The 20,986-nt window shown below is 41.4% G+C and carries 24 protein-coding genes; 20 read left to right on the plus strand and 4 right to left on the minus strand.

Annotation, left to right across the window (positions count from 1 at the left end):
- Window positions 1-220 precede the first annotated feature (220 nt).
- Genes AC59IL_RS32395 through AC59IL_RS32415 form a run of 5 tightly spaced genes read left to right on the plus strand, consistent with a single transcriptional unit; the run spans window position 221 to window position 4,950 of the window.
- On the plus strand, window positions 221-1,285 hold the full coding sequence (locus AC59IL_RS32395; RefSeq protein ID WP_496556401.1) for a hypothetical protein: 1,065 nt from the start codon (window positions 221-223) through the stop codon (window positions 1,283-1,285).
- 35 nt (window positions 1,286-1,320) lie between these two features.
- Window positions 1,321-3,537, plus strand: a complete 2,217-nt coding sequence (locus AC59IL_RS32400; protein ID WP_496556402.1) for a molybdopterin oxidoreductase family protein — start codon at window positions 1,321-1,323, stop codon at window positions 3,535-3,537.
- A gap of 27 nt (window positions 3,538-3,564) precedes the next feature.
- On the plus strand, window positions 3,565-4,134 hold the full coding sequence (locus AC59IL_RS32405; RefSeq protein ID WP_496556403.1) for a 4Fe-4S dicluster domain-containing protein: 570 nt from the start codon (window positions 3,565-3,567) through the stop codon (window positions 4,132-4,134).
- 47 nt (window positions 4,135-4,181) lie between these two features.
- A complete protein-coding gene (locus tag AC59IL_RS32410; RefSeq protein ID WP_496556404.1) occupies window positions 4,182-4,688 on the plus strand; it encodes a Rieske (2Fe-2S) protein in 507 nt (168 codons plus the stop codon).
- A 13-nt stretch (window positions 4,689-4,701) separates the two neighbouring features.
- Window positions 4,702-4,950 carry a DUF6755 family protein gene (locus AC59IL_RS32415; RefSeq protein ID WP_496556405.1) on the plus strand — a complete coding sequence of 83 codons (249 nt, stop codon included), beginning with the start codon at window positions 4,702-4,704 and terminating at the stop codon, window positions 4,948-4,950.
- Between the two features lie 58 nt (window positions 4,951-5,008).
- Here AC59IL_RS32415 and AC59IL_RS32420 read toward each other — a convergent pair whose 3' ends face one another.
- Complete coding sequence (locus AC59IL_RS32420; RefSeq protein WP_496556406.1) at window positions 5,009-5,467, minus strand: OsmC family protein; 459 nt, start codon at window positions 5,465-5,467, stop codon at window positions 5,009-5,011.
- Window positions 5,468-5,648: 181 nt separating this feature from the next.
- Here AC59IL_RS32420 and ric point away from each other — a divergent pair, with 181 nt between their 5' ends.
- From ric to AC59IL_RS32465, 9 genes are all read left to right on the plus strand, one after another.
- The gene (gene ric / locus AC59IL_RS32425; protein WP_496556407.1) at window positions 5,649-6,605 is read left to right on the plus strand and encodes an iron-sulfur cluster repair di-iron protein; all 957 of its coding nucleotides are present in this window, start codon (window positions 5,649-5,651) and stop codon (window positions 6,603-6,605) included.
- Window positions 6,602-7,414, plus strand: a complete 813-nt coding sequence (locus tag AC59IL_RS32430; protein ID WP_496556408.1) for a DUF2249 domain-containing protein — start codon at window positions 6,602-6,604, stop codon at window positions 7,412-7,414. The genes ric and AC59IL_RS32430 overlap by 4 nt, the downstream gene beginning before the upstream one ends.
- Before the next feature lies 1 nt (window position 7,415).
- Window positions 7,416-8,708 (plus strand): cytochrome C oxidase subunit I, encoded by a 1,293-nt coding sequence (locus AC59IL_RS32435; RefSeq protein WP_496556409.1) that lies wholly within the window; start codon window positions 7,416-7,418, stop codon window positions 8,706-8,708.
- Complete coding sequence (locus AC59IL_RS32440; protein WP_496556410.1) at window positions 8,705-9,031, plus strand: metal-sulfur cluster assembly factor; 327 nt, start codon at window positions 8,705-8,707, stop codon at window positions 9,029-9,031. Before AC59IL_RS32435 ends, AC59IL_RS32440 begins: the two co-directional genes overlap by 4 nt.
- Window positions 9,032-9,463, plus strand: coding sequence for an RrF2 family transcriptional regulator (locus tag AC59IL_RS32445; protein ID WP_496556411.1), 432 nt, complete (start codon window positions 9,032-9,034; stop codon window positions 9,461-9,463). It begins immediately after the preceding gene.
- Between the two features lie 333 nt (window positions 9,464-9,796).
- Window positions 9,797-10,468: a hypothetical protein gene (locus AC59IL_RS32450; RefSeq protein ID WP_496556412.1), complete on the plus strand. Its 672-nt coding sequence runs from the start codon at window positions 9,797-9,799 to the stop codon at window positions 10,466-10,468.
- 672 nt (window positions 10,469-11,140) lie between these two features.
- A complete protein-coding gene (locus tag AC59IL_RS32455) occupies window positions 11,141-11,359 on the plus strand; it encodes a helix-turn-helix transcriptional regulator (protein WP_496556491.1) in 219 nt (72 codons plus the stop codon).
- Entirely contained in the window at window positions 11,356-11,688 is a 333-nt protein-coding gene (locus AC59IL_RS32460) for a HipA N-terminal domain-containing protein (protein ID WP_496556413.1), read from the plus strand. The genes AC59IL_RS32455 and AC59IL_RS32460 overlap by 4 nt, the downstream gene beginning before the upstream one ends.
- Window positions 11,669-12,682, plus strand: a complete 1,014-nt coding sequence (locus AC59IL_RS32465) for a type II toxin-antitoxin system HipA family toxin (protein WP_496556414.1) — start codon at window positions 11,669-11,671, stop codon at window positions 12,680-12,682. The genes AC59IL_RS32460 and AC59IL_RS32465 overlap by 20 nt, the downstream gene beginning before the upstream one ends.
- A gap of 142 nt (window positions 12,683-12,824) precedes the next feature.
- Here the strand turns inward: AC59IL_RS32465 and AC59IL_RS32470 are convergent, their stop codons facing one another.
- From AC59IL_RS32470 to AC59IL_RS32480, 3 genes are all read right to left on the minus strand, one after another.
- Window positions 12,825-13,295, minus strand: a complete 471-nt coding sequence (locus AC59IL_RS32470; protein ID WP_496556415.1) for a GNAT family N-acetyltransferase — start codon at window positions 13,293-13,295, stop codon at window positions 12,825-12,827.
- Window positions 13,296-13,542: 247 nt separating this feature from the next.
- A complete protein-coding gene (locus AC59IL_RS32475) occupies window positions 13,543-14,190 on the minus strand; it encodes a hypothetical protein (RefSeq protein WP_496556416.1) in 648 nt (215 codons plus the stop codon).
- A gap of 288 nt (window positions 14,191-14,478) precedes the next feature.
- Complete coding sequence (locus AC59IL_RS32480) at window positions 14,479-15,156, minus strand: hypothetical protein (RefSeq protein ID WP_496556417.1); 678 nt, start codon at window positions 15,154-15,156, stop codon at window positions 14,479-14,481.
- Between the two features lie 360 nt (window positions 15,157-15,516).
- On the opposite strand from AC59IL_RS32480, the gene AC59IL_RS32485 reads away from it, so the two are divergent.
- The 6 genes from AC59IL_RS32485 to AC59IL_RS32510 all read left to right on the plus strand — a co-directional run bounded on the left by AC59IL_RS32485 (window position 15,517) and on the right by AC59IL_RS32510 (window position 20,604).
- Complete coding sequence (locus AC59IL_RS32485) at window positions 15,517-16,188, plus strand: DUF7691 family protein (protein ID WP_496556418.1); 672 nt, start codon at window positions 15,517-15,519, stop codon at window positions 16,186-16,188.
- A gap of 224 nt (window positions 16,189-16,412) precedes the next feature.
- A complete protein-coding gene (locus AC59IL_RS32490; RefSeq protein WP_496556419.1) occupies window positions 16,413-16,994 on the plus strand; it encodes a DMP19 family protein in 582 nt (193 codons plus the stop codon).
- Window positions 16,995-17,054: 60 nt separating this feature from the next.
- The gene (locus AC59IL_RS32495; protein WP_496556420.1) at window positions 17,055-17,567 is read left to right on the plus strand and encodes a hypothetical protein; all 513 of its coding nucleotides are present in this window, start codon (window positions 17,055-17,057) and stop codon (window positions 17,565-17,567) included.
- A 587-nt stretch (window positions 17,568-18,154) separates the two neighbouring features.
- Window positions 18,155-18,580: a DUF5946 family protein gene (locus AC59IL_RS32500; protein ID WP_496556421.1), complete on the plus strand. Its 426-nt coding sequence runs from the start codon at window positions 18,155-18,157 to the stop codon at window positions 18,578-18,580.
- A 170-nt stretch (window positions 18,581-18,750) separates the two neighbouring features.
- Complete coding sequence (locus tag AC59IL_RS32505) at window positions 18,751-19,722, plus strand: hypothetical protein (protein ID WP_496556422.1); 972 nt, start codon at window positions 18,751-18,753, stop codon at window positions 19,720-19,722.
- 336 nt (window positions 19,723-20,058) lie between these two features.
- A complete protein-coding gene (locus AC59IL_RS32510) occupies window positions 20,059-20,604 on the plus strand; it encodes a hypothetical protein (RefSeq protein ID WP_496556423.1) in 546 nt (181 codons plus the stop codon).
- The last annotated feature ends 382 nt before the right edge of the window (window positions 20,605-20,986 follow it).

Consider the following 20,986-nt stretch of genomic DNA (forward strand, 5'->3'; position numbering starts at 1 on the left):
ATTTTTGAGAAGTGCTTATTCAGGTGATGGCTATATGTGCGCTGTTGCTGTAAAAGTATTGGCCATAATTTTCTACAGGCATGATATCTGTCATGCTAAAAATATGACACACATCATATTTTATGGAACTTTCATTGTTCAATTTTGATTAAAAATATTATTTAAATCATATTTTTAGGTGCTTTCCTGATTCAATTTTGTTCACTTTTATTATACGGGCATGAAATTTCGGTTGAATAGAATTGCTTTTATTACCGCATTATCCTGTTGCATTATAGTGGTAGCGCTTGTTTTTTATGGGTCCCGTAAATTGCAAAATTTTGATGCGGCATTAATCGCTTATTTATTTGGTACGGTGTTCGCCCTGTTTGGAATTATTTATCGTTATTGCGTATGGCTGCAACGACCGCCTACCTGGATGTATTTTAAACGGGGATGGCAATTGCTTTTTTCAAAAAGTTTTTTGGAGTATGCCGGTTTATCGGTTCAAAAACTGGTTCGCAACATCGCATTTCAACGGTTTATTTATCCTCGCGGTAAGGCACGATGGTGGGGGCATTTTCTGCTGGCGACCGGCTGCCTGCTGGCTTTTTCCGTTACTATCCCGCTCACCCTGGGCTGGATACATTTTACCATGAATCCTGCCACCAGCATTAATCCCGCAGATACCAACTATTACGAAGCTCATGTATTCGGTTTTAAAGTAATGGAGTTTAAACTGGGATCATGGATCGCGTTTTTTATTTTCCATATACTCAACTGGTGTTCCTGGCTGGTGATCATCGGCTGCTTATTATTTATGCGCCGCAGGTTGACTCACGCCGGACAGATAGCCACTCAAACTTTTGAAGGCGACTGGTTGCCGCTGATCCTGCTGATAGGTATTTCGGTTACAGGGCTGGGGCTTACCTATGATTATGAATTTCTAAAAGGCAAGACGTATGAATTTATGGCAGTGACCCATGCCGTTACCGTTATCCTGTTTCTGATATGGATCCCTTTTGGGAAGTTTTTTCACATCATACAAAGGCCCGCCCAGATCGGCGCCCATTTGTATAAAAAGGAAGGAGAAAAGAAGGGAATGGCCATATGTCCGCATACACATAAACCATTCACCACCCAAATGCATGTAAACGATTTAAAAACCGTAACAAAAGAACTGGGTTTTGATTTTACCCTGGAGGATGGCAGTTCACATCTTGACCTGAGCCCCGAAGGAAAAAGATCGGCCTTAGCAAAGGCACACCTCAAAGCCCGTGAAGAAAGTGGAAAGTTTTTTGGATAAGAAATGTATACAACAATAAGTTGAAATAAATACTCATGGCTAAATTACCAGTAACGGCAGAAAAAATCATTGAGCAATTCGGGCCTCATTTGAATTTCGCTCCACAGGAGGGTTACGCGGGAAGAGATGAGCCTGATAAAGTGGTGGAAACGCACTGTTGTTTTTGCGGCATGCAGTGCGGCATTAAGTTGCTGGTAAAAAACAATAAAGTAGTAGGTTTTGATCCCTGGATGGAATTCCCCTTTAATGAAGGCCGACTTTGTCCAAAGGGGGTACAGCGTTATTTGCAAAACAATCATCCGGACAGGTTGCTGGAACCGTTGCAAAGAGTAGAAGGCATGGGCTTCAAACCGGTCAGTTGGGAAGATTCAATGGAAAAAACCATATCCGAAATAAAGCGTATCCAGCAAACATATGGCAACGATGCATTCGCCATGCTTTCAGGGGTATCTATCACCAATGAAAAAAGTTATCTCGTAGGAAAATTTGCACGGGTGGCTCTTAAAACCCGCAATCTCGATTATAATGGCCGCCTCTGCATGGTAAGCGCCGGCGCCGGCAATAAAAAAGCATTTGGGCTCGACCGCGCTTCCAACAATTATTCAGACCTGAGTAAAGCCGAAGTGATCATGGTGTGCGGGGCCAATGTAAGCGAAACATTTCCCACACTTACCCATTGGATCTGGCAGGCAAGGGACAATGGCGCCAAATTGATTGTAGTTGACCCAAGAGTAATACCACTGGCACGAACAGCCGATTTACATTTAGACATACGACCGGGAACAGACTCCGCCCTTTATGGGGCTATGCTCCGGTACCTGGTTGAAAAAGATATGCTTGACCATGATTTCATCAATAACCATACAAGCGGCTTTCAGCAAACGATCGATGCCGTAAAAGATTATTCACCGGAATGGGCAGAACAGGTAACCGGCATTGCCAAAGAAAAAATTATCACTGCAGCTGAGTGGTGGGGGAAAGCAGCTACCAGTTTTTTATTGCATGCAAGAGGCATTGAACACCATTCAAAAGGTGTTGACAATGTATTGGGTTGCATCAACCTGGTACTGGCTACCGGAAGGATTGGCAAACCTTACTGTGGTTACGCCACTATTACGGGGCAGGGTAACGGCCAGGGTGGAAGGGAGCATGGTCACAAATGCGACCAATTGCCGGGCAACCGGGATATTAATAATCCTGAACATCGAAAATATATTGCCGGTGTTTGGGGAATTGATGAAAAAGAAATGCCAGGGGCCGGATACACTGCCTATGAGCTTATTGAAGCCATTCACCATGGGGAGATAAAAGGGTTGATATCACTTTGTTTCAATCCATTGGTATCATTACCCAATAATAATTTTGTACGGGAAGCATTTGAGAAGCTGGAATTTTATGCAACCATAGATTTTTTTCTGAACGAAACAGCCCGTCATGCAGATATTATATTTCCCGGATCGCTGCATGAGGAAGAAGAAGGAACTGTAACTACCGCCGAAGGCAGAGTGACCCGTATACGCCAGGCAGTTACACCGCCTAAACATGCCCGCACCGATACCTCCATTATTCTGGAGTTGGCAAAACGCCTGGGGGCCGGCGACAAATTCACGTATAACAACAGTGAAGAAATTTTTAATGAACTCAGAGAAGCTTCCAAAGGTGGAACGGCTGATTATTATGGCATAACATACGAAAAGATCGAAAAAAACATGGGCATATTCTGGCCATGTCCATCTGTTGATCACCCCGGCACACCACGATTATGGGAAGATAAAAAGTTTGCAACGGCGGATGGCAAAGCCCATTTCAACCCTGTGGTATATAAAGATCCCGGTGAAGTAACGGATTCAGCATACCCGGTTGTGCTTACCACCGGCAGGGTGGTATCGCAATACCTTAGTGGAACACAAACGAGGCGCATTGGCAAATTGGTAAATCAATATCCCGAGCCATTACTGGAAATACATCCTGAGCTGGCCGCTAAATATGGCATCACCCAGCGGGAACTGGTGAAAGTGATTACCCGAAGGGGAGAGGCTGAATTTCCGGCTAATATTGTGGAAACTATTCGCAGGGACACGGTCTTCATTCCCTACCACTGGCCTGGCCGTAAATCGGCTAACCAATTGACTCCCGGAACGCTGGACCCTATTTCAAAAATACCAGAGTTTAAAGTGTGCGCCTGCCAGTTGGTACCCTTACGAAAGGAGGCACCGTCACCGCAGGAAGCGAATGCTTATAATAGTATTTAATGTTGATCCACAATTAAAAATAATCGCATGTTACCTTCTTATTACAAAACTGAGATGGAATTTTTTGTGGATATGCAGCGTTGTATTGGCTGCAAAGCCTGCGAAGCCGCCTGCGCCGAATGTGAAACAAACGGTCAGCAGTCCATGATACACGTGAACTATGTTGAGAGGGCGGTGACTATACAAACCACTGTGCAGGTGTGTATGCATTGCGACGATCCCGTATGCGCCAATGTATGTCCGGCAGATGCCATCAGCAAAGATGAGTTTGGCGTAGTGCATACCGCTAATTCAGCCCGGTGCATTGGTTGTTCAAACTGTGTAATGGCATGTCCTTTTGGTGTGCCCATCAAGGAAGAGAAATACGACATGATGATGAAGTGCAACATGTGTTATGACCGCACCAGTGCCGGTAAAAAACCCATGTGCGCTACCGTGTGTCCCAGCCAGGCCTTGTATTATGGTACCAGGGAAGAAATGAGGAAGATGCGGCCAAACAGTGTGCCGGTAAATACTTTCCAGTTCGGAAAACTGGAAGTAAAAACCAAAGTGAATATCATGATGCCTGCCGGATCAACCATGCTGAAGGTTGACTGACGATGATTACAGAACGATTTTATTATAGTAATTGAACAAAAGTTAATATGCCTGATAAGAAAGAGAAAAACCTGGATTGGAAAAATGATTTTCCCATCAGCCAATCAGAGACCACCGAAGTAACCCGCAGGCAGTTTGCAAAATTTTTATGCCTGGTATCAGGCGGTTTGGCAACGGGTAGCGCTTTCGTAGCTGCAAAATCAGTTTTTTTTCCTGACAAAAAAATAATGGGTTTGCACCGGGTGTGCAGTATTCATGAATTGCCGGTGGGTGGCACAAGGTCATTTGTGTTGGAAGGAAGTTCAACTCCCTATATTCTGATACACCTTGAAAGTGGTGAATTCAAAGCGTACGAACAAAAGTGTACACATCTTTCCTGTGCGGTATTTTATAAACCGGGTAGCGGCAAAATTGAATGTCCCTGCCATAACGGTTGGTTCGATGCTATGACTGGTGAGGTGTTGCAGGGCCCGCCGCCAAGGCCCCTTCCCCGGTTGGAAGTGCAGGTGAAGGGAAATGATATTTTTGTTACCGCTGCCCCTTCGCAAGCGTAAAAAATTATGAGCTATGAGTACTTTTCGCAGGGCGCAGAGCCAGGCCCATCCCAATAAAACCAGCACCCTGATGCTGGCTATAATAGTGTTGCTGATTTTAAATGTAACCATTCAGATATGGTTACTGTATAGTGGACTAAACAATGCGCTGGAACATAATAAAGGCATTGCATTTCCCGCTTTTATAGGATCGCTGACCATATTCTTTATCAATTGCGGTTTGCTTTATTACCTTCCACGGAGCGGCAGGAATAGGATATAATCAATAACTAAGAAAACCCTTCCGAAAGAAAGGGTTTTGAATTAATTCCCGGTAACCACTATGCAATTACTTCAACAGATTTGTTATTGAAAATCTGCCGGCCGTTATAGTTTACTTCCCATGTAACAGGCAATGCTTTTTTAAGCATGTGACTAACGCCACAATATTTTTCCTGTGAAAGATTTACAGCAGTCAATGCAGCATCACTGTTAGCTTCATCGCCTTTAAAATCGTAGGCGACATGCATCGCGATGTATTCAATGGGTTGTTGTGCACTCAGTTCACCCGTTACGATTATATTTAATTCTTTTACTTCAGTATTTGACTTGCGCAGCATAGATACGATGTCCATTCCGGTACAACCCGAGAGCGCCGTGAGTACAAAGGGTTTGGGAATGGGGCCGTTATCTTCGCCACCCACTTTTTCAGGTCCATCCATAATAATGGTGTGTCCGTTTACCAATGCATTAAATTGCATTTTGCCCATCCATTGCGTTTCTATTTGATGCTTTGCCATAATCTTTTTTTTAATGAAGCAAAAATCTGCCGGAACCCATTTATGCAAAGTGACTTTTATCACACGTTGCAGATCAAAAACATGATTGTGGTCAGGTGTGCCAAAATACCGGGTAATAAAAGTATTTAAATACTTTTATTTGGATAGTTTTGCTTTTTCAAACCACTTTAAACGAAATAATATGGAAGCAATAGCAGCAAATATCCTTGATGTAACCCTCCTTGAACCAAGACAAAAGCATCCCACCATCTTTGCCCGTTTTGATAAACTGGCAGAAGGGGAAAGCTTAACGATACACAACGACCATGATCCCAAACCGCTTTATTATCAGCTACTGGGTGAAAGAGGTAATATTTTCACCTGGGAATACCTTGAACAGGGACCGCAGTGGTGGAAAGTGACAATTACCAAACGGGTCAAGGGGCAGGATGACGAAACGCTGGGACAGATTGCTGCGAAAGATCTGCGCAAAGCACAGGTATTTAAAAAGTATGGTCTTGATTTTTGCTGCGGTGGTAAGAAAACAGTAAAAGAAGCCTGTGCCGAAAAAGGACTGGATGTAACGAAAGTAGAACAGGAGCTTCAGCAGGCTGATAAATTACCATCTTCCCGACCAATTCCTTATGGAGACTGGAGCCTGGATTTCCTGGCTGATTATATCGTGAACACGCATCATAGTTATGTACGGAAAAACCTGCCCGATATAAAAGCGTATGCACAAAAGGTAATGAAAGTACATGGCGGTCATCATCCTGAACTGTTACACATTCATCAATTGGTGGAAGACATATATGCAGAGTTAACTGCGCACCTGGTAAAAGAAGAAAGGGTATTGTTCCCTTATATCAAAGCTTTGGTGGCAGCCCAAAACGGTAAACAACCACTGGAGGCGGCGCATTTCGGAACGGTACAAAATCCCATCGACATGATGGAAATGGAACATGAGATGGTTGGAAAAAACCTCGAAGCGATCAGGAAACTATCCAATAATTATGCATTGCCCGAAGATGCCTGCGCCAGCTACAGCTTACTGTACCGCATGCTCGATGAATTTGAAGAAGACCTGCATCTGCACATTCATCTTGAAAACAATATCCTGTTTCCAAAAGCATTGGAAATAGAAAAGCAATCATTATGATTATCAACATAAATACCAAAATAGGCGCTTTGATCAGGCATAAACCCGAAGCCCTCGAAGCGATTGTGGGGCTTTCGCCAAAATTTACCAAACTCAGGAATCCCCTGTTGCGAAAAGTGATGGCGGGAAGGGCGAGTATTGCCATGGCATCCAAAATCGGCGGTTGTACGGCAAACGATTTTTTCAACGTACTCAAACCATTGGGTTTTGAAATTGATCGCAATGCAACTGTTGTGGTGGAGCAGGCGGAATCAAATCCTGTTCCTGATTTCCTGAAGGATATAGCACCCGGCAATATTATTGAACTCGATGTTAGGTCTGTCATTGAAACCGGGAAGGATCCGCTGCAGTTGATCCTGCAGCAGGTAAAAGCGCTTCAGACCGGGCAGGTTCTTAAAATCATCAATAGTTTTGAACCCACGCCACTGATGCACCTGCTCGGAAAGCAGGGATTTGCCTCATACAGTGAAATGATAACGGAAGAATTGATACATACCTGGTTTTATAAACAAACAAGTGCACCGCTGAACCTGGCAACGAACGTTAGCAGCCATTCCCAGGGATGGGATGACGTATTGCAGCGCTTTACCGGCAAGCTGGAGACCATTGATGTAAGGCAACTGGAAATGCCTTTGCCCATGCACAGCATACTGGCGGCACTGGAAACATTACCACGGGAAAAAGCGCTGTTTGTATATCATAAACGTATACCCGTTTTTTTGCTGCCGGAACTGGAAGCACAACAATTCAGTTACCGCATCAGGGAGATCAGCGATGGGGAAGTACACCTGTTAATTTATAAAGATTGATATGATCGCCGTTACCGGAAATACAGCAGCATCCACAACTACTTCTCACCGGGTAGTGCTTCCATTTTATTTGTATGCTGCCATTGCTTTTTTGGCGGCAACTGTTTTACTGCTGTTGTCTGCAACGGCTGTTACGGGTCCTTATTTTCATCCCCATATTTTAGCGATCACGCATACCATGGCGCTTGGCTGGGGTACGATGATCATTCTGGGTGCGGGTCATCAACTGGTTCCCGTACTGATCGAAGGAAAGTTATATAGCACCCGGTTAGCTTATGCTTCCTTTGTACTGGCAGCCGCGGGCATTCCTTTATTGATATATGGTTTTTATCATTTTGATATGGGATGGCCTGCCAGATGGGGCGGGGGACTGATCATAGCCGCCATCATCGCTTATCTGATCAACCTGTCTGCAAGCATGGCAAAAAGCCGTCAGGAAAATGTGCATGCCGTTTTTGTTTTTACCGCCACGATATGGCTTTTGGCTACCGCTGTTTTCGGATTAATGCTGGTCTATAATTTTAGCGTGCTTTTTATGCCGGCCGGTTCGGTTGATTACCTTCCGTTGCATGCGCATATTGGTATCATTGGGTGGTTTTTATTACTGATAACCGGTGTTGGTTCGCGGCTGATCCCCATGTTTCTTATTTCCAAATACAACCATCCCGGCAAACTCTGGTGCATCTATGGACTGATCAACGGCGGATTACTGGCATTTGTTTTTATTTTTTTATATACAAATAACAGGTTGTTATTGTTCCTCCCGTTAGCGGCTGTAGCGACAGCCATTGTGTTGTTTGGCAATTACTGCAACCAGTGCTACCGGCAACGCATCCGCAAAAAACTGGATGAGCAGATGAAAGTCTCTCTGGTTTCCGTGCTGATGATGCTTTTGCCGGTCCTCTTCATCATGATCATCGTGGGCTTGATGCTCCTGTTACCCGGAGCAAACACCCAACTGGCAACCGCCTATGGTTTTGTTATTTTTTTTGGATGGATCACAGCTATTATTTTAGGAATGACCTTTAAGACATTACCTTTTATCGTGTGGAACAAAGTATACCATAAACTGGCAGGCAAGGGTAAAACTCCGAATCCCAAAGATCTGTTCAGTGACAGGGTTTTTCAGTGGATGGCAGTAAGCTATCTTACAGGCTTTACACTTTTTACAGCGGGTATTTTCCTGGGATATGAGCCGGTGCTGCGCGCTGCCGCGGCATTTTTGGTATGCGCTTCCCTGTTGTATAACCTGAACGTCATAAAATTACTGATGCATAAACCGGGCACTGTATGAATATCATCACCAACAGCCCTATAAAATGTACTGTTGCATTGGCTGCCCTGCAGCATGTCGTGGACCCGGAGATCGGGTTAAATGTGGTGGACCTGGGGTTGATCTATCAAATTGATTTTGATGAAACGGGAAAGAAAATATTTTGTACGATGACGCTCACTACGCAATTTTGCCCGATGGGAGAATCTATTACAGACGCGGTAAGGGAAACACTGCAAACCGCTTTTAACGGCTACGAGCCGTGCATTGCATTGACATTTAACCCGCCCTGGAACTACGAGCTGATTTCAGCGGAAGGACGTGAATTTTTAAATCAAAGATAAATGCTCAGTCTTACCTGCAAAACCGCTATCAAAGCAGTGATTTACCTGGCATCAAAATTTGAATCGGGCGAAAAAGCCGGCATCAAAGAAATTGCGGATGATATCGATGCGAGCGGGCACACCGTAGGGAAATTGCTGCAAACCCTGGTAAAAGAAAACGTGATCAACAGCGTTAAAGGACCTAACGGCGGATTTTATATCACGGCAAAACAAATGAAGCAACCGCTGTTAAACATTATAAACGCTATTGATGGTAATGAAGTTTTTAACCAATGCGGACTCGGTTTAAGCAAATGTTCTGCCTCTCACCCCTGTCCCATCCATAATGATTACAAAAAGATAAGGGACCAGTTCAAAGAAATGTGCCGGCAAAAGAAAGTACACGATGTAGCTGAAATCGTTACTGGTGGATTGGCTTATTTGCTTGGATAGAAAAGGAGTGTAAATAGAACAACGTTGTATTAACTATTATGGTTTTAAATTGTGTTTTGTATACGCCATTGATGAATGACTCTGCTTTTTAGAAAATGCGCTTTAAGTACTCCGCATCGTAGGGATATCCTAAGGATTGGCGGCGTTCAATCAGGGAGTTACATTACTTTATCTGTGGTTTTGGAACGGCGTATGTACCGTGCATATACAGAGCTTAGTGCTGGCTGCCCATAGCGCTGGCAAGGAATGAGTATGGTGCTGTTACAAAATTGATCAATGTCAAAATGAGCTGGTACACTTATTGTGCTGGTCCTTAATCGATAACTTAAATATATGGCCGAAGCTTTTGCGCCGTTTATTATTAAAGGAACCATACGCAATCTTACCTTCTATGTTATGGAAGGCAGGAACTTTGTGCGTAAAAAAAGCTCGCTTACCCGAAGAAAAGTACTTTATTCTCCTCAATTTGAACGCACGCGGCATAATGCCGGTGTAATGGCAAAAGCATCCAAAATAGGCTCTCACGTTTATAATGCATTGCCGCAATACTGGCGGCAGGGGTGGATGTACCGGTCATTCACCGGCGAAGCATATACCCTGCTTAAAAAAGGGAAGAAGGAAGAGGAAATTCAACAGCTATTGTATCAGCGATATGTAGAAGCAGTGATTAATAAACAACCTGCGCAGGAAGCCATTGCCGCTTTGCCTGCTGAGCCTAAACGCGCTTATCGAAAATTGAACAGTGCTTACTGGAAGGGTAAAACAATAAAGAGTGTTCGCCGCAAAGCCAACAGGCAGCGATTGCTATATAATGCCGGTCTGCTGGCCCGGGCATCAAAAATTGCTTCGAAATTATACGCACGGATCCCGTTACAATACAAGTGTCGAAGCTACTTTCAGCAATTAACTGCTTTTGCTATGCAGTTATTAAGAGACGAATGGTACGAAGCGGATATTATAGCTGAACTGTTACCCGCCCTGCAGCAACGGGACGATCGCCGGTAACCAGCTTCCCAAAAGAATACAGCCGGTCTTGTAAATCATTCAAAGGGCTCTTACCATTTTACAACTTCCCGAAACAAACGTTTTGATGGGGCGGCAGTCAGTGTGATACCCATGGACTGTCATTTTTCGCCATGCTGTGATCCTTTTTTATTGACCAGGCGGAACCACATATCCGAAAATGATGTGTATTGAAAATGAAATGCATATGCACTTTTCTTAAAAACTTCCCGATTCTGCCTTCCTGCCAACGCCGCTCATGAACAATGTGGCGTTGATATTTACCGGTTTTAAGCATTTAAGAATTTTTCAGGGTACCTTACCTGGGAATATCTGGAAAGCATTAACACAATTATGCCCGAAGACATCCTTTCCGGCGACCTCAATATCACTGCTCCACATCTGAGCACTTCGCAATTGGCCAGTCGCCAACTGTCCAATTATATCTTGTTGTTTATCAGACTATTGAAGTTAATCAGCCGGAAACGGCCAATTGCTTGCCCGCTATAATTTGAATGATTTTTCATGGATAAACGTATTATACTTCGCTTTTATCAGTATTAGGGGAGTGAAATCGGAAAAAATGATAAAAAGCGAATTAAACTTCGTTTTTATAGCAAATTTGAACTCTTATTCGTATTTTACACAAAAAAGCGAATTATAATGCGTGATATAATGATAAAGGTTGGGGACAAAATCCGGCTACGGCGGGAACTATTAGGTCTGGTACAGCCTCAGCTTGCCGCATTGTCTGGTGTTAATACACGCACAATCCAGTTGGTTGAGCAGGGAAAAGGAAACCCTTCTCTTGAAACCCTTCTCCGGTTGATCAACCCCCTTGGACTGAATCTTGAACTGGTATTAAAAACTCCCTTGCAAAATAGTAATGTATGAGAGCAGCCCAGGTACTATACAATGGTCAGTTAGCCGGCGTTTTGTCTAAATCGGCAGGGATATACCGCTTTGTATATGACAAAAACTATCTGGCCACTGCCACTCAGCCTGTTAGTCTCACATTGCCGCTCAGAGAAGCGCCCTACGATAGCGATGTCCTGTTCCCGGCTTTTGTTAATAGATTAAGTGAGGGGTCCAATAAAGCAATGCAGAGCCGGTTATTAAAAATTGACGAAAATGATTATTTCGGTTTGTTACTCGCTACAGCTGGTAGTGATAGTATAGGACCAATTACCATAAAAGAAATTCATGAGTCTGCCGGAAATTAACTGTTGCCCATCTACGCTTCAACCAGGATACCATACCTATAGCCCCGTAGCCCAGCTATCTTTGTTTGGCAGCCGTTCCAAAAAGGTATCTCATATTTTGCCGTTAGCCTCACCAGGAAAAAACGATGAACAGGCCCGTGAGTATAATGAAAAAAGAAAGCGGATAAGCATTAGTGGGGTTCAGGAAAAATACAGTTTGCGACTTCAAAAAAACAGCCTTTTACTTACCGATACGGAAGGAACCCATATTTTGAAACCGGTGCCGGCAGAGAGATTGACTATGGTCAACGATTTACCTGCCAATGAACATGTGAGTATGTTAATGGCCCGGCAGGTATTCGGAATAAAAACTGCTGCCTGTGGTATGATCTTTTTTGATGATGGCGCTCCTGCCTATATTACCCGCCGTTTTGATTACAAGCCTGAGGGCTCTGGTAAATATCAGGTAGAGGATTTTGCCACGCTGCTTGCAAAGACACCTGAAAAAGAAGGGGATAATTATAAATACAATGCATCCTACCTTGATATTGCAAAGCAAATTCAGCAACATGTGTCGGCGGTGCCAGTAGTGATGCATGAGTTTTTCCGGCTCCTGGTGTTTAATTATCTTATTGCGAATGGCGATGCGCATCTTAAAAATTTCTCCCTTATGGAAACGGAGCAGGGAGACTACATTCTGTCTCCGGCTTATGATCTCTTATGCACAGCGTTGCACATAGACGATAGCCGGCTGGCGCTGCATGAGGGGCTTTACGAAGGTGATTATAATGAAAAAGCTTACTTGAATTTCGGCACCTATACCCGCGCTTCATTCATTGTATTTGCGGAAATGATTGGTATAAACCCGATCCTGGCAGGCAAAGTTGTGGATGAAGTGATGCAGGGAACTTTGAAAGCTATGGAATTGGTGGAACGCAGCTTTTTAAGCAATGAGGCAAAGAAGAAGTATATAGATATACTGGGAGATAGGCATAGGTGTTTGGGTTTAAAGTAAGGATATTACATTGTATTATGAAATGCCCGTAAACATGTAGGCCGGTCTTTTTATAGAAATAATCCATTCATTACAATAGAGCATCGATTAAATTTACCCGGTTTTCCGTTCCTTACAGTGCCTCGCTTGTTTTACTAAAAATTCATCCGGGCATATGGGCTGGCAGCGTTATAATATGGCTTGCCTTATATTCCCCGGTTTGTTTAAAACCCAATTTTTCGTAAAAGGCCGAAGCCTCCGGATTGTCAGTGAATAATCGCAATACCGTAAAACTATAGCTAGCCTCCTCCATTATTTTATTCATTATTAAAGTTGCGTAACCTGCCCGGCGCTGAGCCTCCCGAACATACAGGTGTCGCACCCGACCAACCTTTGGTATGAGACTATAGGGATCTATATTCAGGCCACCGATACCTGTCAGATCTTTTCCTATGAATAATCCCCATAACTTTTCACCCGGCCTGTCAAACTTGTTCGCCCCGCTATTCCAGTCATCGATTGTTCTTTGTAAAAAATTATAACCAACGCGCTTTGATTCCCCGATCAAGGAATGCAATCCTCCAATATTTTCATCTGTAATTTCAATCAGTTCGCTTTCATGATCTACTGGCATGTTCAAATTTAAGAGAGAATCGCCGCTCTATTATGAATTTTCCGTTACTGTAACTGCAAGGAAACATCCCCCAGGAATTTGGATCAGGTTGAAAAGTTGGGGGCTTCTCCTGCCTGTTTTTTCACATTGCAGGTTGAGTTACACCCATCACCTGCTGTTTTTTTTCATGCTGCCGGCAGCTTTGTATCAATAACCTGCCAGGCTTTTATTCCACCAGTGGAGTGATAGCCTTAGCCTGTCGTTTTTTTCATTCCACACATGAGTTGTACCCTTCAACATGCCATACAATGGCTATTACCCGGCAGGTGGCGCCATTAACCCGGTTGGCGGTATCCTCATCCCGATTGGTAATACCCTTTACCCGGCTGGCAGTATCATTAACCCGGTTGGAAGTGTCATTAACCTGGTTGGATGTGTCATTAATCCGGCTGGAAGTATCATTAACCCGGTTGGCGGTACCCTCATCCCCGTTGGTAATACCCTTTACCCGGCTGGCAGTAGCATTAATCCGGTTGGAGGTGTCATTAATCCGGCTGGAAATGTCATTGAACTGGTTGGCGATATCATTAATCCGGTTGGAAGTGTCATTAACCTGGTTGGAGGTGTCATTAATCCGGCTGGAAGTATCATTAACCCGGTTGGCGGTACCCTCATCCCGGTTGGGAGTACCCTTTACCCGGCTGGCAGTAGCATTAATCCGGTTGGAAGTGTCATTAACCTGGTTGGATGTGTCATTAATCCGGTTGGGAGTACCCTTTACCCGGCTGGCAGTGTCATTAATCCGGCTGGAAATGTCATTAAACTGGTTGGCGATCTCATTAATCCGGTTGGAAGTGTCACCATGTAATAAAAGAGGACTAACTATTCCCCAACAATTTGACCTGATCCAAAACAACTACTTTCCATACAATCCCCCAATTTTTAAACCTGATCCAGAATTTGACTTGATCCCTGAAAATCAACCGGCTAAAAGTAAAGATGGGTAAAATGAAAAAGGACCACCATTGCTGATGATCCTTTTTCGCGGACCGGACGGGATATGTGCGGCCGTTATATCTTAAGGAAAATCAGCTATTTAAATTTTGGGTCGATTTTTTGGTCGATTCAATGAGCGGAGGTGGCTTATTCTTACCTGGGTTTATTCAGGTGAACGTTGGCGGGGTAAAGGTAGTCTTAATTTTATTTATTCTGACTGGCAGTTCTCAATCAGGTTTTCCAAAGCTGCAATGGCCGCCACATTTAAATTCCTTATATTGTCGATCAGATATTGCAAAGCATTAATGATTCTTCCTGTTTTTGAATCTTCATTTGGTGAATGCTTGAATACTGAATTCTGTTTACCATTCAGTATCCGGGATAATATATACACAACACCATCAAGCACAAACCCACCCCCTACGGGCTTTCTGGCTCCTAAAATAGCGGCATCTATTAAGGTATAAAGCTTATCTCCAATCTCATTTCTCAATTCAGCAGTTACTACCCTTTTTTCTACATCAGTTATGCCAGCGTTTTTATATAAAAGATACCAGTAATTGGTTACTAAAGTGGTGTAGGTTAGCAAATATCTTTCCTGCTTTTTATCAATTATTAATAAACTTTCTGGTTCAAAAGAAGGTTTTATAAGGAGAGAAAGTTGGTTTTCAATTATTTTATCAAATGGTAATAATGAGAAAAGATTCTTTTCATACGTACTTAAAATATCATCTCCTGATTTGTATTCAAACGGCTCAAAATGTTTCTGCGCTTCTATAAATAAAAGATGATTTTTATATTGACTTTCACAAATAGCCAATTTTTCCGGAGAATCAATTATGGAAAAGATCTCGAATTGTTTTTTGTATTCTTCGAATGTAATCATGAATAGCAAGATAATACGTTTATCCCGTCTATTATGAGATTATCTTTAAAAGGGATTTTCATCTTTTCAAAATTCTTGATTCGCTTAATGGATTTTGACTTTACATTAAGATTGTATATGCCTGGGTTTTAACCTTGGGATATTGACCAAACTTTATTTGAGGCGAAGAAGTGAACGCATCTTTACCCATACCACAATACGGTTGTTACTAGTAGATATTCTCAGTGACTTGCTTTTTTTGATAAGTAGCAAAAAATAATAACTTGCAAAAAATATTTTCTGTTAAACGTGGTGTATAATAGCGGAAATATTATTATGTTAGCTGTTACTCAAGGCAACCACCTCAATTAATCAAAGCTTATGAGTTACATAGCAATCCCATTTGCAGTAGATTATCAAAAAGTAAAGAATGTGTTCGGTTCAAAGGACCAAACACTCTTTGAAAATGTGAAAGCCACAGAATTATATGATAACTATGCAAGTCAAGGACAGAACGGTGAACCTCAATACCATTATGACATGGAAGAAATTCTAAAAGACATTATATTTAACTATGTAAAGCCTGAGGAAAGAAAAACAAAAAGCAGTTTTTTAGGATTAGTAAAATCGTCCCAAGGTTCAGGCCTAAAAGAAGATATGGGGCATGCATATGGTTATGCGCTCATTGCTATTTCAGGTTATTTAGGAACTCATTTACTTCCATATTGTGACGGCTTTTATTGTGGTGACTGGTTTGAAGAAGCACATAAAATAATAAAATTAAACGGATTGAAAGTTGATATTGGGGAAATGTTTGAACAGCACGACGTATTCGATATTCCTAAGCCCGTTGACTTTCCTGCAATGTTTTGTTTTTCAAAAAGTGACATAGCACATGTAAATTCCATAATGTCCAGTGTTGAAATTGATATAGAAAAGACTGACGATCATAACGAAAGTTTTGATGAAGTTCAAGAGATGCTAAAAAATATCCGTGACAGTTTTAAGACATGTGCAGACAACAATGTTGAAATGATAACTTTTTCTCACTGACCCAATGAGCAACAGCTAACAAAAGGTTTTGTGCAATTGGGGTTGAACAGAAGTAAAATCATCGGCAGTGAAAATCCAAGCTTCATATTCGGCGGACGGAATTCTGCCGGGCAGCAGTTCTAGCTTCAGTTCCGGGCGGACTGTTGGTCAATTCCAAAACTGCACAAAGCCTCCAACGTTGGCAGTAATGCAAAACCAGTTACCTATCAAATATCAAAACCTTTATGAGACAATTTTTTATTTTAGTAATATCAATATTGGTATTATCATCATGCAATTCAAAAACTAACTCTTCGGATGATGTGTCAAAATCTATTAATAAATTGAATAAATTTTTGAGTAATGACATTTTAACTAAAGACAGAATAGAAAATGAAAATGATTCAACATTAGAAGAATTAATTTTTTCAAACCTTTATGTAAATATAAAAGTTGATCTAAAATCTACTGACGAAGATTATAAAAATCAATTCAAAAAATTCACCATCCCACAACAAATATTTTATTCTACATTGACACTTGAAAATAATGTAAAGTACTTTGGATTTAAGGGTTACTTTGAACACAAACAAAGTGTCGGACAATTCGCAATTTATGCGTTGAATGGATACAACGAGTTAGGTTTACCAGAGATTTCTAATACCGTTAGCAAAGCAATAGACATAAATAATTCAGACTTGAAATTAAGTGATTCTAGTTTTCACAAATTGGACACAATTCTTCTTAATCAAATAGTCGAAAAAAATAGTTCTAAAGAGAGACTAAAATTAATTCGTAATAACATAGACAGTTTTGTAACAAAATGATAGTGCAACAAGTGGTTATGCGCAAGTGTGGCTTGACAAACAAACATCAAATATCCCTATATGCTTAAACGACTAAATTTTAAGTTGATTTTTTTATTCTTTGTCGCTTTATGGTTTTTCGACAAAGCGGGAGAAATTCTTGGTTATTTAAAAGACCCCATATTTGCAGAGCAAATCAGACATTCAAATGGAGACATGCCAGCGCTAAAAGTCGAAGGGCTGACCGTTATTAGTATAACAGGCCTGGTATTTGCGTCAGGACTTGCCAGTCTTGTAGGCTTACTAGCCGGACTAGTCATTTCAGTTATTATTTGCAGAAGACACAAATGGCATTGGTTAAATCCCGTCTTTGCTTTGGTGATTGTGTACCTGACTGGTTGGCTACATATTGACGGTACAAATTATATTGTAAGACTACTAAGAATGACAGGGGAGATATGTAATGGTATTTGGTATTACGTAATTAATGGCCTTGTAAGCATTTCATTAGGACTATTAACATTTGTCTTTATCAGTTTAAAGAAGGGTTCAAACAACAATGAGCAAATGACAGTCAAACCGCAAAGCGCTTAACCGGCGGTTTTGCGTCAGCAGGGCTGAAGTGCTAACCTGCAGCTTTGTGCTATTAAAAAACTTTAGATGAAATAGCTCCAATGCGATCTATACAGTTGAGGTAATTCCAGGTAACCATTAATTTCGAACTCATTAACAATCTGATTATCTATATTTTGTATAAATGGAGATTAAATCAAGGGAAACATTTCGAACAAGAAAACGCCTTCAAATTCAACAACTTGAAGGCGTTTCAATTTTTCCGCGGGCTGTAGGTTACAACTTTCGAACCGGTTTGGGGAAGAACTCAATAAAATAATAGATTTCTACAATGGGTATTTTATAAAGATTCAAACAGCAACATGAAAAATTCATTTGTTTCGGTGATGGGGATTGAGTTCGAACAAATAGGATATTTCAAATAAAGATTTACAAAAAGTACCAGTCCGCTGGATGGCCTAAAGCTACCTTGAGTTGTATTTGTGCTACCTGGTTATAACGGCGCTTTTCGTTAAGAAGTTTTAAAATAATAGCTTGTAAAAATAGGTTTCTGCTAAAAGTAGCGTATAATAGCAGAAATATAATATAAGTATACATAGGAACCTTTCATGTCTTCTGATTTCTATAATGAATTGGCTTTTTATACTTTGTCCCATGCTGATCCTTACTTTATTCATCAGAATGTAGTGGATGCATATACGGCACAAAGCGCAACAATACATACAAAGAAAATTGCCTTATTTTTTGCATTGGCTGGTCTATACCTGACCGTCGAAAAAGGGTATACTGGAAGGCAGGTCCAGCTGGCACATATGAAAATGGCCAACAATAAGCAAATGATACCTGATTTATCTATACCAGGCGATAAAGGAGCTTTAACAATAGAAACCGTTTTACAGGCTCCGGCCGGCGAACTTAGAGATAACATAATTAAAGAATGGTGTATTTCGGTATGGAACGCCTACTCTGATGAGCGCGATACTGTGATTAATTCCACAGAGGCACTCCTGAAGGATACTAAAAATGAAAGCTGAATCCAAGTACCTACAGAGCTATGCCCGCCTAATTTAATAAGTATGTTATAGCTGTGCAATGCTAATGATTTTCCATCTGAAATCTAATGAATAAAAGTGTTGATAGTTTTTAGTTATAGGAAGTAAGGCCATTCTAATTAACGAATAATAAACTAGATATTTTTTTACATATGAGAGGAACGCGTTTTTATCTACTTGCCTCAGCCATTCTGATTATGTCTGCCTGTTCAAAAAACAGCCCCGCGCCCACCTTTACTCCAGGCTACACCATTTATTTCGCAGGTCAGTCAAATTCTAATGCGGTTTACTGGAGAAATGGGCAACAAATAAATTTAGCCAACAATGCAGATGCATACTGCATTACACTATCTGATACCAATGTATATATAAGCGGCACGCTGAATTTTGCTGGTCTTGATATAAGGGCAACCTATTGGAAAAACGGCCAGCAGATACAACTGGAATCCACCGGTACATCCCATGCTTTCGGTATCGTGGTAAGTGACAATGATGTGTATTGCAGCGGCGATTATTTCGGCCCTGTTAACTCAGGTAGGGATACTGCAGTGTATTGGAAAAACGGAAAGAGGACTCCACTTTCTCCGTTTACTAACGGCGTCGCTCGATCTATTTATGTTTTTGGTTCGACTTTATATATTGCAGGTCAGGTTGGGGGTAGTTTTGATTCCGCTGTAGTCTGGAAAAACGGCGTGCAGACTTGGTATGGTATACCGGGTTCCATGAATGCCATTGCGACATCTGTCAATGATACTTTTTTCGTTGGTAATTTTAACGGTGCAACGTATTGGACGCAGGCAAGGTTTAAAACACTTAACCTTAGAGGGTTTGCGGGTTCCATTGCTGTTAACGGTTCCGATGTTTATATCGGAGGGGGAGTAAACGACTCACTCGGTAACACGCAAGCAGGTTACTGGAAAAATGATGTATATATTCCGCTGTCAAATAGCTATAAAACTTCCGCGGTAACTGCTATCGCCGTTGCAGGTAGTGATATTTATGCAGGCGGATATATTTACGATGGTGCCAAATATGTTCCGGTATACTGGAAAAATGGTGTGATGACGAAGCTGTCAGAAGAAGGAGAGGTAAAAGCCGTTTGTATAAAAAAGGAAAATCCTTAATTTGAACAAATAGAACAGACGGACTACCCCTAGGATTAGTTATTGACAAAACAGCAATGAACAAGCGAGGACAAATGGGAATTTATTGGAACTCATTGAACCATTTTAAGGACACTGAAAAGGAAGCCAGCAGATAGCATTGGGTTTGCTGCTCAGCTGGCTGACGAATAGATCCTTATCTTTTTGTTCGCTATCAACTTTAGTCCGGGCATGAGGTACAATTTTGATCATTTGTTGTTAACTTCAAATTTAGGTTTTTAAAAGGGCTTCGGCTCCGGGCTGGACGGTCAATGAATTCCAGCACAGCAGCAAGATCTTCCCGTTATCGACTATTTTATGACAGTACGACTATTAAATACGCTTCTTTTATTTGCAGTTCTTTTAATGGACTCCTGTCTGACTTTTGACAAGGCAATAATTTATAAAAAAGACTACGAACATGGAGAAAATAAGATGTTGCGATTTGATGGCTTTTATTCGGACACTCTAAAACGAGAAGTTTTCCAAAGGGATTATTATTATACTGTAAATCCAATTTATTTTTATTTAGATGGCTCAGTATTAGTAGCATCAACTTTTAAAGATACATTTGACCTCAGTAGCACAATAAATAATAAAACTCAATTTGGAACCTGGGGAAACTATAAAATAAGCGGTGACAGCATCATAATTGAAAGCTTTTGGGTTAATGGTGGGACTTGGCGAGAAGAGAGAGTTTTACAAAAAGGAATAATTATGGATGATAAACTTATTTTGACTAACGAGATTTATCGAAATGGAGAAAACAAAATTATTGATGAGGAAATTTATTTTAAAAAATTTAGCTGCAAACCGAACTCGACGCAAAATTGGATAAGACATAAACGCAAATATAATAGGTAGGCAAACAGCCACTAACATGTGGTTTTGCGGCAAGTACATCGAGCACTCAACAAAATTGATTTATATGTAGAAATCCCGCTTTAATCTGACAGTTGGAGCCTTCTTCATAGTCTCTGATTTCGAACCCACTAAATATTTGATAATCAAGCCTTGTTTTAAAGAAGAGTTAAACCTGTAGAATTAATTCGAACAAAAAAACGCCTTCAAATTGTTGGATTTGAAGGCGTTTCAATTTTTCTGCGGACCGGACGGCAAATTGAACCCATTTTTGAACTGGTCTTACCCGGACTTAACCTTACGATTAATCGCTGTTTTTCAATATTCTGCAACTTTTTCCGCAGCAAACCAGCGATAGCTTTACCTAACAGGAATGCACTTTAGT

This window comes from Niastella sp. sgz303648 (genome assembly GCF_059587045.1).

What these genes read in the sequence shown, in the direction of transcription:
- AC59IL_RS32395 (WP_496556401.1), top strand. Translation starts at nt 221, where the DNA reads ATGAAATTTCGGTTGAATAGAATTGCTTTTATTACCGCATTATCCTGT.
- AC59IL_RS32400 (WP_496556402.1), top strand. Translation starts at nt 1,321, where the DNA reads ATGGCTAAATTACCAGTAACGGCAGAAAAAATCATTGAGCAATTCGGG.
- AC59IL_RS32405 (WP_496556403.1), top strand. Translation starts at nt 3,565, where the DNA reads ATGTTACCTTCTTATTACAAAACTGAGATGGAATTTTTTGTGGATATG.
- AC59IL_RS32410 (WP_496556404.1), top strand. Translation starts at nt 4,182, where the DNA reads ATGCCTGATAAGAAAGAGAAAAACCTGGATTGGAAAAATGATTTTCCC.
- AC59IL_RS32415 (WP_496556405.1), top strand. Translation starts at nt 4,702, where the DNA reads ATGAGTACTTTTCGCAGGGCGCAGAGCCAGGCCCATCCCAATAAAACC.
- AC59IL_RS32420 (WP_496556406.1), bottom strand. Translation starts at nt 5,467, where the DNA reads ATGGCAAAGCATCAAATAGAAACGCAATGGATGGGCAAAATGCAATTT.
- ric (WP_496556407.1), top strand. Translation starts at nt 5,649, where the DNA reads ATGGAAGCAATAGCAGCAAATATCCTTGATGTAACCCTCCTTGAACCA.
- AC59IL_RS32430 (WP_496556408.1), top strand. Translation starts at nt 6,602, where the DNA reads ATGATTATCAACATAAATACCAAAATAGGCGCTTTGATCAGGCATAAA.
- AC59IL_RS32435 (WP_496556409.1), top strand. Translation starts at nt 7,416, where the DNA reads ATGATCGCCGTTACCGGAAATACAGCAGCATCCACAACTACTTCTCAC.
- AC59IL_RS32440 (WP_496556410.1), top strand. Translation starts at nt 8,705, where the DNA reads ATGAATATCATCACCAACAGCCCTATAAAATGTACTGTTGCATTGGCT.
- AC59IL_RS32445 (WP_496556411.1), top strand. Translation starts at nt 9,032, where the DNA reads ATGCTCAGTCTTACCTGCAAAACCGCTATCAAAGCAGTGATTTACCTG.
- AC59IL_RS32450 (WP_496556412.1), top strand. Translation starts at nt 9,797, where the DNA reads ATGGCCGAAGCTTTTGCGCCGTTTATTATTAAAGGAACCATACGCAAT.
- AC59IL_RS32455 (WP_496556491.1), top strand. Translation starts at nt 11,141, where the DNA reads ATGATAAAGGTTGGGGACAAAATCCGGCTACGGCGGGAACTATTAGGT.
- AC59IL_RS32460 (WP_496556413.1), top strand. Translation starts at nt 11,356, where the DNA reads ATGAGAGCAGCCCAGGTACTATACAATGGTCAGTTAGCCGGCGTTTTG.
- AC59IL_RS32465 (WP_496556414.1), top strand. Translation starts at nt 11,669, where the DNA reads ATGAGTCTGCCGGAAATTAACTGTTGCCCATCTACGCTTCAACCAGGA.
- AC59IL_RS32470 (WP_496556415.1), bottom strand. Translation starts at nt 13,295, where the DNA reads ATGCCAGTAGATCATGAAAGCGAACTGATTGAAATTACAGATGAAAAT.
- AC59IL_RS32480 (WP_496556417.1), bottom strand. Translation starts at nt 15,156, where the DNA reads ATGATTACATTCGAAGAATACAAAAAACAATTCGAGATCTTTTCCATA.
- AC59IL_RS32485 (WP_496556418.1), top strand. Translation starts at nt 15,517, where the DNA reads ATGAGTTACATAGCAATCCCATTTGCAGTAGATTATCAAAAAGTAAAG.
- AC59IL_RS32490 (WP_496556419.1), top strand. Translation starts at nt 16,413, where the DNA reads ATGAGACAATTTTTTATTTTAGTAATATCAATATTGGTATTATCATCA.
- AC59IL_RS32495 (WP_496556420.1), top strand. Translation starts at nt 17,055, where the DNA reads ATGCTTAAACGACTAAATTTTAAGTTGATTTTTTTATTCTTTGTCGCT.
- AC59IL_RS32500 (WP_496556421.1), top strand. Translation starts at nt 18,155, where the DNA reads ATGTCTTCTGATTTCTATAATGAATTGGCTTTTTATACTTTGTCCCAT.
- AC59IL_RS32505 (WP_496556422.1), top strand. Translation starts at nt 18,751, where the DNA reads ATGAGAGGAACGCGTTTTTATCTACTTGCCTCAGCCATTCTGATTATG.
- AC59IL_RS32510 (WP_496556423.1), top strand. Translation starts at nt 20,059, where the DNA reads ATGACAGTACGACTATTAAATACGCTTCTTTTATTTGCAGTTCTTTTA.